Annotated in this window: 13 protein-coding genes and 1 pseudogene; 6 read left to right on the forward strand and 8 right to left on the reverse strand. The window is 59.2% G+C overall.

The window, feature by feature from the left end:
* The first annotated feature begins 107 nt into the window (after positions 1 to 107).
* Both RTP54_RS27795 and RTP54_RS27800 read left to right on the forward strand, forming a co-directional pair.
* Positions 108 to 1,061 (forward strand): ArdC family protein, encoded by a 954-nt coding sequence (locus RTP54_RS27795; RefSeq protein WP_312367049.1) that lies wholly within the window; start codon positions 108 to 110, stop codon positions 1,059 to 1,061.
* A 257-nt stretch (positions 1,062 to 1,318) separates the two neighbouring features.
* The gene (locus RTP54_RS27800) at positions 1,319 to 1,567 is read left to right on the forward strand and encodes a hypothetical protein (RefSeq protein WP_312367050.1); all 249 of its coding nucleotides are present in this window, start codon (positions 1,319 to 1,321) and stop codon (positions 1,565 to 1,567) included.
* A gap of 333 nt (positions 1,568 to 1,900) precedes the next feature.
* Here the strand turns inward: RTP54_RS27800 and RTP54_RS27805 are convergent.
* A pseudogene (locus RTP54_RS27805) lies at positions 1,901 to 2,009 on the reverse strand (3-oxoacyl-ACP reductase); the annotation flags it as partial.
* A gap of 406 nt (positions 2,010 to 2,415) precedes the next feature.
* A complete protein-coding gene (locus tag RTP54_RS27810; protein WP_409517226.1) occupies positions 2,416 to 2,658 on the reverse strand; it encodes a multiprotein-bridging factor 1 family protein in 243 nt (80 codons plus the stop codon).
* A 107-nt stretch (positions 2,659 to 2,765) separates the two neighbouring features.
* On the opposite strand from RTP54_RS27810, the gene RTP54_RS27815 reads away from it, so the two are divergent.
* Positions 2,766 to 3,656 (forward strand): LysR family transcriptional regulator, encoded by an 891-nt coding sequence (locus tag RTP54_RS27815; RefSeq protein ID WP_312367052.1) that lies wholly within the window; start codon positions 2,766 to 2,768, stop codon positions 3,654 to 3,656.
* Positions 3,657 to 4,921: 1,265 nt separating this feature from the next.
* Here RTP54_RS27815 and RTP54_RS27820 read toward each other — a convergent pair.
* Complete coding sequence (locus tag RTP54_RS27820) at positions 4,922 to 6,358, reverse strand: MFS transporter (RefSeq protein WP_312367053.1); 1,437 nt, start codon at positions 6,356 to 6,358, stop codon at positions 4,922 to 4,924.
* Between the two features lie 104 nt (positions 6,359 to 6,462).
* Between RTP54_RS27820 and RTP54_RS27825 the strand changes: the two genes are divergently transcribed.
* The 3 genes from RTP54_RS27825 (at position 6,463) to RTP54_RS27830 (ending at position 8,445) form a co-directional block, all read left to right on the forward strand.
* Entirely contained in the window at positions 6,463 to 7,059 is a 597-nt protein-coding gene (locus tag RTP54_RS27825) for a helix-turn-helix domain-containing protein (RefSeq protein WP_312367055.1), read from the forward strand.
* A gap of 136 nt (positions 7,060 to 7,195) precedes the next feature.
* Positions 7,196 to 7,654 (forward strand): MarR family winged helix-turn-helix transcriptional regulator, encoded by a 459-nt coding sequence (locus RTP54_RS31125; RefSeq protein WP_409517223.1) that lies wholly within the window; start codon positions 7,196 to 7,198, stop codon positions 7,652 to 7,654.
* A gap of 38 nt (positions 7,655 to 7,692) precedes the next feature.
* Complete coding sequence (locus tag RTP54_RS27830; protein WP_312367056.1) at positions 7,693 to 8,445, forward strand: SDR family NAD(P)-dependent oxidoreductase; 753 nt, start codon at positions 7,693 to 7,695, stop codon at positions 8,443 to 8,445.
* A gap of 10 nt (positions 8,446 to 8,455) precedes the next feature.
* Here the strand turns inward: RTP54_RS27830 and RTP54_RS27835 are convergent, their stop codons facing one another.
* From RTP54_RS27835 to RTP54_RS27855, 5 genes are all read right to left on the reverse strand, one after another.
* Complete coding sequence (locus tag RTP54_RS27835) at positions 8,456 to 8,593, reverse strand: hypothetical protein (RefSeq protein WP_312367057.1); 138 nt, start codon at positions 8,591 to 8,593, stop codon at positions 8,456 to 8,458.
* A gap of 57 nt (positions 8,594 to 8,650) precedes the next feature.
* Entirely contained in the window at positions 8,651 to 9,079 is a 429-nt protein-coding gene (locus RTP54_RS27840; protein ID WP_312367058.1) for a VOC family protein, read from the reverse strand.
* 135 nt (positions 9,080 to 9,214) lie between these two features.
* The gene (locus tag RTP54_RS27845; protein WP_312367060.1) at positions 9,215 to 9,856 is read right to left on the reverse strand and encodes an urea carboxylase-associated family protein; all 642 of its coding nucleotides are present in this window, start codon (positions 9,854 to 9,856) and stop codon (positions 9,215 to 9,217) included.
* Entirely contained in the window at positions 9,838 to 11,367 is a 1,530-nt protein-coding gene (locus RTP54_RS27850; RefSeq protein WP_312367062.1) for an MFS transporter, read from the reverse strand. Before RTP54_RS27850 ends, RTP54_RS27845 begins: the two co-directional genes overlap by 19 nt.
* Complete coding sequence (locus RTP54_RS27855) at positions 11,364 to 12,347, reverse strand: zinc-binding dehydrogenase (RefSeq protein WP_312367063.1); 984 nt, start codon at positions 12,345 to 12,347, stop codon at positions 11,364 to 11,366. The genes RTP54_RS27850 and RTP54_RS27855 overlap by 4 nt, the downstream gene beginning before the upstream one ends.
* Positions 12,348 to 12,372 lie beyond the last annotated feature (25 nt).

The following is a 12,372-nucleotide window of genomic DNA, read 5'->3' on the forward strand; positions in this document are numbered from 1 at the left end:
GGTTCCCCGCGAACGCACTTGTCCCCCAATCCCCCGCTGCTCCGCGCGAACTCGAAAGCAGGAGCGAAGGGCTCCCGCTTCGCGAGATCAAGGGAAAGGGCAGGACAATGGCCAAGAAGGCACCAGCTGCAGCAACCACTACCACAGTCAGTGATGTCTATGAGCGCATCACAAACCGCATCGTCGAGCAGCTGGAGGCCGGGACGCGGCCATGGATGCAGCCTTGGGGTGCCGGCGGCACGCCAGTGCGACCGCTCCGCCACAACGGCATTGCCTATCGCGGCATTAATACCGTGCTTCTCTGGATGACCGCTGCAGAGCAAGGCTATTCATCGCGCTACTGGATGACCTATCGACAGGCGACCGAACTCGGCGCGCAGGTGCGCAAGGGTGAGAAGTCCACCCTTGTCGTCTACGCCAACGCCATCGAGCGAAAGGAAACCGACGACGCGGGCGAGGAGATCGAGCGCCGGATCCCGTTCATGAAGGGATACAGCGTCTTCAACGCCGACCAGATCGACGGATTGCCCGAACACTACTATGCGACGCCATCGGCAGCGCCGGAGAGCGGCAAGGAGCGGATCGAAACGGCCGATCGGTTCTTCGCCAATCTTGGCGCCGACATCCGCCACGGCGGCAACAAAGCGTTCTATCATCCGGCCGGCGATTTCATCCAGATGCCGCCATTCGACGCCTTCGTCTCTGCCGAGGCACACGCGACCACCCTCGGACACGAGGCAATCCATTGGACAATGAGCGCCACCCGTCTCGACCGCAATCTCGGCCGTGAGAAATGGGGCGATGAAGGCTATGCCAAAGAGGAATTGTTGGCGGAGCTCGGAAGTGTGTTCCTTGCGGCTGACCTCGGCCTTGCAATCGAGCCGCGCGACGATCACGTCGCCTACATCGCCTGGTGGCTCAAATCCCTGAAGAACGACAAGCGGCTTGTGTTCCAGATGGCGGCCCATGCCGAACGCGCCGTCACCTTCCTGCACCGCCTGCAGCCCGGCGCCGAAGAGAACGCCGGCGACATCGAGGAGAGCGCCCGCGCCGCCGCTTGAGCGGCGCGCGTGGGCCGGCCCTGCCGCCGCCTCGCGTCTGTCTTATCAGGAACTGCACGACCTGCCGGCCGGCTCATCGCAGGCGTCGTAAGCACCGATCACCGTCGCGAGCGTTGGGTTGAACTAGCTCATGTCTTCCCAGCGCCGGGCCTCATGCTCTCTGCGAACTGGCTTGAGGATCGATCGACATAGTCTATCGCTGGTTTGCGGTTCCGGTGGTATATGCTCAAAACATGAGCAAAGGGCACGGAAACACCATGCGGCGCATTCTGGCTTCCGTTGCCGATGAATGGGAACCCGTCGTTCACCTAGCCGCCGATATCTATGGCGAGCTCGATGGCCGCGTCGATCGTGCCGCCGAAGAGGCAACGCGAAGGGCTTGCAAGCGGTTGGCCGAACAAGGGCTGGTCGAGATCGGCTATACATATGCAAACGGACACGTTTATGGAGAACCGCCTGGAAAAGGCCATCGACAAACTTTTCTCCTTGTACGTCGCAAATTCTGAACCTAGTTCTTTGCGAATTTCTGCCCGCAGTTTATCCGTTCGCGGGCTGAACCTAGCGCTCCCAACGCTCAGTCATGATCGCCGATAGGAAAGCCACGGCCGCAGGCGACGCAGGCGGCTTGTGAGACTGGAAAGATGGGCCTTGCCTGAAACCGACGCGCGCGCTCATAGCAATCGAGCCAGCCTTCGCGCTCGCATTTTGAGCACCGCGCACCGAGCGTTTCCCACCCCGCCAGGTCGTCGAATGTGCTATAGGTCGTATCGTCGAAACGGCGCCGGAAGGTGGCGCCAACGCGCAGGCCACGGTAATAAAAAGCGCGGGCGCAACGATGAGCGCTGCTGCAGCACAGGCCAGTGCGCAAGCATGTCCAATGCCACGGCTGGCGCCCGTCACCAAAGTCACCTTGCCCTCAAGGCTGAAATCCGGCGCACTCTTCCGCATCATTGCCTCCCTCGATGAAGCTGAATTATTGCAGCGTCGGCGTGCGGATGCCAGTTGTTCCGCTCATGTCGCGCACGCGAAGTCCGTCGGACCAACGTCACGCTCGTCGAGAACGACCTTGGGGCGGTGGTGCGCGGGCGGTAGGCTTGGCTCGGTGAGGAGATTGAAGCTTCCCGGCCCACGGCGGGCGCGATGACTGACCGATCTTGGTCTCATCGATGAGTATCGGCATGGGCGTTTCGATCTATGCTTCGCCAGGTGTATGGAAGTTCGATCAATGGGTCGCCATAAGCGGACAAGTCGTTGGTTCGCTTTGGCCAAATAGTGGCCGTTGCGATTGCATGTTCACTCTTTGGGCCAAGAGGATCGCATAATGTATCGAGCGGAACGGTTGCGATCGTTTCGCTCAACACTCCAACGCAGAAAGCCGGTCGAGAGCCTCGTTGGGGTTGAACCGGAGTATCGCTGCGATTTCGAGAAGCTCTACGACATCCACCCGGCGTTGGCCACTTTCGAGGCGGGCGACGAACGACTGATATTCGCCCAGTTTGGCAGCGAGTTCCGTTTGCGTCAGGCCTGCGGCCTCACGCTTTTCAATTAACAGGGCGATTAGCGCCTTATGCCTCGGCGTTCCAAGCGTTTTGGCCACGATGCCCACCTTGTTCAAGATGGGGTCTTCATCTATATCTGATTTTCAGCTATCTTAAATTCAGATAATCGTGAGTTGCCCGACCCCACGACCAATGGAGCGTTGCCATGGAACTTCGCCAGTTGAGCTACTTCGTGGCGGTTGCCGAGGAGCTGCACTTCGGTCGAGCTGCGGCCCGGGTGCATATCGCCCAGCCGGCCTTGAGTTGTCAGATCCAGTCGCTGGAGAAGGAACTAGGCGTGCAGCTGTTCATCCGCTCGACACGGCGGGTGGAGCTGACGAGGGCAGGGGCGGTTTTCTATGATCGCTGTATCCGGATCCTTGGCGACGTCGATCTGTCTGCGGAGATGGTGCGCTCGGTTGCCGGCAAGGCGGTGAGGAAGATCCGGATCGGCACGGCCTATCCGGCAACCATCGGCGTGCTGCCGGCGTTCCTGGCGCGCATTGGTCGCAAGTATCCTGATATCGAACTGCACATCTCCAGCGGCTCGACCAACGACATCATCCGCGGGCTGGAAAACGGCCAGATCAATCTCGGCTTCATCCGCCCGGTCGAAAACATCGGCTCTCTCCGGTTCTTCTCGATTGCCCATGAACGCTACCTGTTGGCAGTGGAGAAGAAGAGCCCGCTGCTTGCCCGCAGCGAGATCGACATCGAGGATCTGAAGGGCGAGAAGATCATCTCGTTCTCGCGCCAGAACCTCTCCTATACCGAGCGATATTTTGCGGAGAAGTTCGAGGAGCACGATCTGTCGAAGAGCGTCGCCTATACCTGCGACGACACGTTCTCGCTGGTGTCGCTGGTTTCAGCCGGCCTTGGCATTGGCTTTGCACCGGAATGGACGCTGGATCTGCCCAATCGCAATTTTGAACTTCGAAAGGTGAGGGGCGTCGACTTTCGCATCGGGCTTGGTGTCGCCTGGTCCAAGGACGATCCGACAGCTGCCCGCGACGACATCATCGACATCGCACGGTCGTTGGTCAGAGCTGGGAAGTGAGGGCAAGGTGGCCAGGTTGGTCTGGTTGCGATCCCTTACTTAAGCGGAGCGGCTTGCCGGGGGTAGTCGGTCCCGGTTCTCGTCCTCTGGACGGCGCTATGCTGAACCTCCTGCGGCGACCCTTTTAACCGGTCAAGCCGCGCGCGAACGGGCTCCGGCGGCTACGCTGCCGGCGCCTGGTACGCTCATTTCCACTATGCTGACGCGGTCAATCGTCCCCCAAAAGTGCCGTCGGTTCGATTCCGCTCAAGGCGTTAGAGTTACTTGCCCAGTGTGACCCGAAGCGCGAGGAGGCTGTCGATGCGATTGCCGCAGCTTGCGTACTGGTGCCCCGCCTTAACACCCAAGCCTTTTCTTGTTGCGAGGACGTTGGTCTCACCTCCAAACTTGCAAAATCGTGCCATTGACGCGCGGACGCAGCCTGCTTTTATGCACGAATGATCACGAAGCTTTCCGATTTGAAGTTGAGGCCCCGGCTAATCGCCGAGCTCCACCGACATGGATATCACACGATCGAGGACCTAAGGAACGTTCCCATGACCGTCCTATTACGAATAAGAGGAATGGGCCCAGCGTCGTGGCAAACGATTTGCGACGAACTTGGGCGCAAACCGTATTCCGACGGATGTAATTAAAGGAATGTCCTACCACCCCGCTACCGCTGGCGCCGCACCGGGCTTGATAAGAACGACCCGCCGGCCGATCCCGATTGGCTCGGGTTTGACGGCGTCGGCTGTATCGGCCGGGTGCGGAAAGAGACGGCCGGACCCGACGCGGGACAGTGGCATTGGGTTGGCTCACTGCCTCGGACCTTTCAAGGAACGCCGCCGATGCCGAATTGCGGTTACGTCTCAACAGCTCGCTTGGCAACGAGGCTGGTGGAGGAATACTGGGATCGCACTCTCGCGAAGTGAGGGCGATTGACTCAGTAATAGCCGGTGTCAGCGCGAAGTCGCTAGAGACGTGCTTATCGCTTTTCTCTCCCGAGATCGCCTCAGGCTTGCAGTATCAGCTCGGCGTCCTTGTTGTTGAGGCCGTCATCCGGGCGAACTGCCCAGCCGTCTGGAACTGACCCCGATAGGTGACCTGCCATGAGTCCCAGCAGGCAGATCCAGACGATGTCGGGCCGTCGGAGGAAATGTTCTTCGGCTCCTTCATTCCTCTGGATGAGAGGTGCCGGAAGTGCGCGACCCCATTGGGATCGGCGCTCCTCATTGACGATCAGTAACAGGTACTGGACGTAGCCGCATGACTTTGCGACCCACTCATTCTGCGGGGTTTTTGTTCTTTGGAGGCAGGGCCAAGACCGCGACGAGGCTCACGAGGATACCGGCGGCGGCAAGCAGGAACGCAAGTTGCGTGCCCTCGGCAACGGCGGTTCGCAGGGCGTCCCCTTCCAGGCCGTCGGTGTGCCGGTTGGCGATGGCAAGCAGCACTGCAAGGCCGATTGCGTTGCCGACGCTCAGCGTCGTCGAGGCCATGCCTGATGCAATGCCTTGTTCGTCGTGACGCACACCGGATGCGGCCGCGATCCACATGCCTGTCCAGACAACTCCCTGACCAACACCAGAAATGATCAAACCCGGCACGATGGCAAGATAACCGCTGTCGGCCGCCGCGCCGGGCGCCAGCAGTGCAGTGCCGATCGCACCAACGACCATGCCGATGATCAATGTCGTGCGGATGGAAAGCCGGGTCGCCATACGCTCACCGATCTGCGTGCCGGTCAAAATGGTGATCGATGGCACAAGGAACGCGAAACCAGTCTGCAGCGCGGTCAGCCCTTGCACATTCTGGAAGAGCACCGTTAGGAAGTAGGGGATTGCGCCGAATGTTCCCATGAAGAGGAAGGTAATGATCATCCCGGTGACGAGGTTGCGGTTCCTGAACAGCCGGAGAGGCATCAAAGGGTCGGAACTGCGGGCCTCAATGATCCCGAAGGCGATCAGAAAGATCGCTGACAGGATAAGTGCCCACAGGACACTTGCAGCCTCCCAGCCGATCTCGGGTCCTTCAACCAGGGCGAACACGAGCAGAGTAGCGCCGACCGTGACCGTGAGCGCGCCCGGCAGATCGAAGCTTCGCTTCTGATGCTGCTTTGGATCGCGCGGGATCAGCAGAAAGGCCGCGATGATCGCGAGACCGGCCAGCGGCACATTGACGTAGAAGACGGCGGGCCAGCCCCAGGTCGCGGTCAGGAAGCCACCTGCCAACGCGCCAATGCTCAGCCCGCTTGCGCCTGCTCCACCCCAGACGGCCAGCGCTCGGTTGCGTTCGGGTCCTTCGGCAAACAAACGGTTGATCAGCGAGAGCGTGGCTGGGAACAGGAACGCCGCTCCGATGCCCTGTATCGCACGCGCTGCCACGATAATCTCTGGCGACCAGGCCAGTCCGCCGGCGAGCGATGACAGCGCATAGAGCCACAGCGCGAAGATGAATATGCGCCTCTGGCCGATCAGGTCCACGGCCCTTCCGCCGAAAAGCAGGAACCCTCCGCAAAACACCATGTATGCGCTGACGACCCATTGCAGGGTCTGGCCCGAAAAGCCCAGTCCAGCACCAATCTCGGGCAGGGCGACAAAGACGATATTGATGTCGATTGAATAGATGAGCTGGGCGAAGGCGAGCAGCGCGAGTGCCGCGGCTCTTCGCCCGTCTATGCCTGTTGCCGGTGTTGCGCCGTCGTAGTGCGATGCGGTCATGTTTATCTCCTTTACGACAATTCTTTGTCGATTAACAAATAATGTAAGCTTGCATTGAAGTGTCAAGCGAATTATTTGTTGATCGTTCAGGAATGGAGGGCGTGATGGCGGGGAGACCGCGAGAGTTTGATCGCGACGTTGCACTGGCAAAGGCGCGCGATGCCTTTTGGTCGCGGGGCTATGAGGGCGTGTCGATGGCCGATCTGGTGGAAAAGCTGGGGATCGCCTCCGCACGAATCTATGCCGCCTTTGGGTCGAAGCGGGAGTTGTTCCAGGAGGCGGTTGCGCTCTACGATGCCGAAGAAGGCGGCTTCGCCGTTCGGGCCATGGCGGAAGAGAAGACAGCAACACGAGCCATCGAGCGGAGCCTGCGCGAGGCAATTGAAAACTGCACACGAAAGGGCCGGCCGCAAGGCTGTATGATCGTGTCAGCGGCAACCAATTGTGCGGCAGAGAACGAGGATGTGCGGGAGTTTTTGGCCGAGTATCGCCGGGGCAGGTCCGCATTGTTGCTCAAGCGTCTGGAGCGGGCGATCGCAGAAGGAGAGCTGAAGCCGGAGGCAGACGCTCAGGCCCTCGCCGATCACTATGCAACTATCCTTCTTGGCGTCGCGGTGCAGGCGCGCGATGGAGTGCCTCGGACGAGACTGCTAGCCACCATCCCAATGGCCATGTTGCCAATCCAGGCCGTCGCTCTTTGAACACCGAAAGGTGCCGGCGATTCGACCTATCCGTTCTTCATTTGAGAAGGACCAAGACAATTTAGTGTCGGATACTGCATTTCCTTGTGTCTGAAAGGGCTTGAAATGTTCGCATGGTGACACACATAGTTTCCCTATGGAAACTATTGGCTCAACAGATCTCGAACTTGCACTGTCCGTTCTACAGTGTGAATTGGTTGCGCGACGACACCGCTTCACCCCTGAAGCTGTGTCGTGGGGACAATATGACGTTCTGGAACTCCTGCGCCTGGAGGGCGCTTTGCGTCCGTCGACGATGAGCGAACGATTGGGTGTGTCTCGCACCCAGCTTTCAAAGGCGTTGCGCGTTCTCAAGGATCTAGACCTCATCGAGCAATCGTCGCAAGACACTGACCGCCGAGCCCAGGAAACCCGACTAAGCGCTCAAGGGGGCGCTTTCATGGAAAGGGCCGCCCTCCAGCGTCGTGGGGCAGCCCAACTGGTGGCATCCGTCATGACACCCGGGGAACAGGCGATTTTCGCCGAACTCTGCCGCAAGGCCGTCGAAGGACTGAAGGATCGCTCTCGCGATCATACTGACAGAGCCGTTTCGTAGATTAGGCTGAGGTTCAATCGAAGAAAGTGAGCAATGTAATGCAACACTTCCAGGGAAAGATCGCGCTGGTGACTGGCGCAACGGATGGCATTGGTGAAACCGTCGCTGAAACCCTGCATCGCCTCGGTGCAAAAGTTGTTGTCGCAGCCCGTGACCCCGTGCGGGTTGTGTCCAAGGCGCGTGAGCTGGATCCTGAGCTAAAAACAGCATTTGGCGTTGTCTGCGATGTCTCTGACCCTGAGGCCGTTCAAAACCTGGTCCGAAAAACCGTAGAAACGTTTGGTGCCCTGCATCTGGCCGTAAACAACGCCGGCACTCCAGGAACAGTGGGAAAAACCATTCCCCAGCAGACGGTCGAGGACTGGCAGACTGTAATTTCGACGAGCCTCGGCGGGATATTTTATGGGCTGAAATACGAGATTCCAGCGATCATCGAAAGCGGTGGAGGCTCCATCGTTAATCTATCAGCGGCGAACGGGGTTGTGGGCATATCGGGTGTGGGCCCCTACACAGCGGCAAAGCATGGTGTCGTGGGACTGACCAAAACGGCAGCGATAGAATTCGCTCAACATTCTGTTCGCGTCAACGCTGTAGGCCCCGGATACGTGGACACTCCACGGATGCGAGAAAGACCTTCTGAGGTGCTTGAAAAATTTGCCGCGTCACACCCGATGGATCGGATGGCAACGCGTCAAGAGGTAGCCGACTTCATCGCCTTTCTTCTGTCTGACACCGCAAGCTTCTGCACGGGTGGGTTCTACCCGATCGATGGCGGATACACCGCTGGATAGAGCAATCGCATCAACGGGCCCGATTTTTTCCGGAACGACGGCCGCCGAAGTTATGGTCGTCGCTGAGGAAACGATTCCAGGACAGCATCGGCGATAACGTCCACGACGACAACGGCACGCGGATGGCCGTTGCCATGAGCGAAACCATGTCGCCCTCTTGCTGCGCCGGTCCATTTTTCAGCCGCCAGCACAAGCGAGCCAGGTTTTATCCTTTTCGCTGTTGCCCCGGCGCAATTCCCATAGGCAGGCACTCAGCCACGCCTGTCAGGGTGATGCAGAACTGGTTGCCCTCGGGATCCTTCATCACGGTGTACCCAGTTTCGCGCCGTTCCATGCGAGCGCCGAGGGAAGCAACACGCTCGACCCATGTCGCTACGTCATCGACCGCGAGATCCAGATGGATACGGTTGTTGGTGTAGTCGCGCGATGGCACCCTCTGAAAGCAGAGCGACGGACCAGGTCCATCCACCATCACAGTCGGATCGGTCTCAGGTGTTAAGCCGAGCCCAGCCAGGCGGGCAATCTCGGCGTCGTCATAGGGGCGGACCGCATAGTCGTCGAGAACGGACGCCCAGAAGGCAGCAAGGCGCGACGGTATCGACGATTCGAAGACGATTTCACGGATGATCGGCATCTCTATTCTCCTACTGAATGTCAGCGAATGACCTATCGCTGATGGATGATTGGATTCGGCAGCAGCGATGCGACCTGTGGCCTTGCAGCAAAAGGTCGCTCCCAGCCATGCTCCCGCCCGTGCGGAAGGGCACGATCAGAATGGGGGTTCTTGAGATTGGGTGCCGCGGGAGATCTCGATCGCGATCTCCGTGCAGCAAGAGCCATTGGTTGGATGAAAGTCTACCGCGCATGCGGTAACCACCAACAGAAGATCGCATTCTGCCTGAAATACAACGTAACCACCCGGCGGATTGACGGATGGCAGAACGTCAAGTCGACCGTTTGGCTGCGGCGGCGAATTTTGGAAGAGATCAACAGGATCAGGAACGAAGGGACATGTGATGCCTTCGTTTCGAAGAGCCTGCAGCATGTTGTCCCGACAATTAGGGTGATCGGGTAAGCCAACGCGCTCGTAAAGCTCTCGGCTGCAAGCAGGAAACAACATATCATGGGGCCCGGGCGAGCCGTCCTCGACAAGCTTTAGCAATGGTCGGCCGAGATTGCTGTAGAACCACTCGCCAACCGCTGGAAACATGCGCTCACCGATGTCGCGGGTCTGTGACGTACTAAGCCAATCAAGCTGCGGTGACGTTACGATGGCCCAGAGATCGGCGACCTGCTGGCCCTTCGGATCGGTAATGCGAACGAGGTCGCCTTTCGATACACGAACCGATCGGCCCGATTGGGCCGGAACGATGATCGATTGACGAGCTTTGCTCAGGGCGTTCGGTTGCATTGTGTTTTTCCTGGAAGGGTGAGTGCGATGAGTGAGAGGCTGAGCACGACGGGCAAAAGCGTCAGCGCGTGGATGTAAAGACTGCTTGAGAATGCCTCCCGGGCGAGGGAAACAAGCACGGCGTTTTGGTCAACGGGCAACATCTCGGCGGACGAGATTGCTCCGGCAAGTGTTTCCAGCGCGGCAATGGAAACCTTGTCAGGCAGATCACCCGTGAGGCGGTCTGCCATGTACGTTCGATAAGCAGACGTCGCCAGGCTGCCGAAGACGGCGATCCCAAGCGCTGCACCCAGCTCGGCACCGGTCTCAGTGATTGCAGAGGCTGATCCAGCCGAACCCTCCGGGACGGCCTGTAGAAACACACCGGTTCCAAGACTCATAAATGGCGTGAGCCCAGCAAGCAGGAATGCTGACCCGGCGACGAGCACCAATGGATCCTGGCCTCCGAGCAGCAGAAGGAGGGGCCCGGCCAGTGCCACCAGGGTACCCACTGCCATCAGTACTTGAGGCCTATATCGTGCCGTCAAGGTTGAAACCCATACGGCAAGCACTGCGTTGATAGTGGCGCCTGGGAGCTGCCACAAGCCTGCTTTGAGCGGCGTGAACCCGAACACCAGTTGCAGATATTGTGAGGTGATGAGGCTGGTGCCAAAGAGTATCGCGCCGACCAGGGTCATGCCTACGAGCAATAATGCGCATGTGCGGTCTTGGAGGATAGAGAGAGGCAGAAAGGGACGTGCCAGCCTAGATTGCCGGCGGAAGAACACCGCCGTGAGGAACAAGGCTGTCAGCAGCGCGACGACCGTTAGTGCATCAAAGCCAGACAACGTGGTCTGCTTGATCGAGAGAACGATCAACGGCGGGGTCAAAATGGACAAGAGCGCACTTTGGAAGTCCAACTCAGCAGCTCTGCAGGATCGTTGTGACGGAATGAGCATGGGTGCCGTACAAATCAGGACCACCATGGCGGGGACAAATAGAAGGAAGACAGCAGTCCAGGCAAAGTACGTAAGGACTAGGCCTCCGATCACCGGGCCGATAGCTCCGCCGACAAGAAAGCCGACCATCCAAATGGTTATCGCCAGCGTGCGTTGGCCAGGCTCATGGAAGATCGCCTTGATGAGCGCAAGGGAGGTCGGGGCGAGTGCGGCAGCGCCCAACCCCTGGAGCGAACGCGCCGCGATGAGTGTCGAAGGGTTCGGCGCGCAAGCCGCAAGGACTGAGGCTCCGGCAAAAATTGCCGAACCGACCAGAAGCAGGCGACGATGGCCAAACCTGTCGGAGAGCGCGCCCATTGTGATCAGAGAACCGGCGATGACCAGGCCGTAAGCGTCCATGATCCAGAGAATTTGGGCACCACTTGGCGCCAGGGCTTTGCTGATCGTCGGAAGTGCCAGATACAGAATCGACATGTTCATCATGACGAGGACAGCGGTGGTTGCGAGCACTGCCAGGGCGCACCACGCGCGCAGACCGGCTCGCTCTGGCAATTTCTGTGCCGAAATGTTCATGGCGACACGCTAGGTCGGTTTGTTGTCAGAAGCGTCTTGCCGACGGTTGCGCGCGCTTCAATCGCTGCGTGCGCCTGTGCGGCATTGGCCAAGGTGTAGATCTGTCCGATCAGAGGCTGGATTTTGCCGATCGCGGCAAGGTCGAGAGCTTCCTTGACTAATGCGATTGTCTCCGAGGCACTGGGCGCACTGGAGAGTCCGATAACCTGGATGGGGTGGCTCTTCGTAGTGTCGGTCTCGGAACCGCTTGCGACACCGTAAAGGCTGAGCCGGCCCCCAGGACGAAGAAGTGTCGATGCTTGCGTTCCAATCGTGCCTCCCACTCCATCAAACACAAGATCCAGGGACGATGTGCCGCCCTGTCGCGCGAGGATTTCTCGTGTGAGCTCAATCCAATCAGGCCTGCTATAGTCGACGGAATGCGCTCCAAGGGAACGAATGACCTCCGCTTTTTGTCCGCTGCTTGATCCGCCAACGACAAAAGCACCGGCCTGGAGCGCAAGCTGGACAAGCAAGCTCCCCACGCCACCTGCGGCAGCCTCAATCAGCACCCGCTCACCGGCTTTGATTGCAGCCTGCTTGAACAGCATGAGCGCCGTTCGACCATCTGCAAGCAGGGCAACAGCGTCTCTCATGCCAATGCCCTCTGGAATTGGAACGACGTCGCTCAATCGAGCCACGGCGCGCTCGGCGTAACCTCCAGTCCCCCCTGTTGTTGCGACAACGCATTTTCCCATTAGCGACACATCGACACCTGGGCCGGTGGCCACAATGACGCCACCGACACCGTTGCCGGGAACTCGCGGAAGCACGGGGGAACCAAATGGGCCATTGCCGGCTCGAACCTGCGTTTCGACGAAGGTGACGCTCGCATAGGCTACGTCGATGGCGACTTGGTCGGGACCGGCAACAGGATCCGGCAGTTCGGCGAGTTCCAGGACATCTGGCGGGCCGAACTCTTTCATGACGACTGCACGCATCGTTTCTCCTTTGCAAACCAATCGG

The organism is Ensifer sp. (genome assembly GCF_031989085.1).
GTDB lineage: Bacteria > Pseudomonadota > Alphaproteobacteria > Rhizobiales > Rhizobiaceae > Ensifer.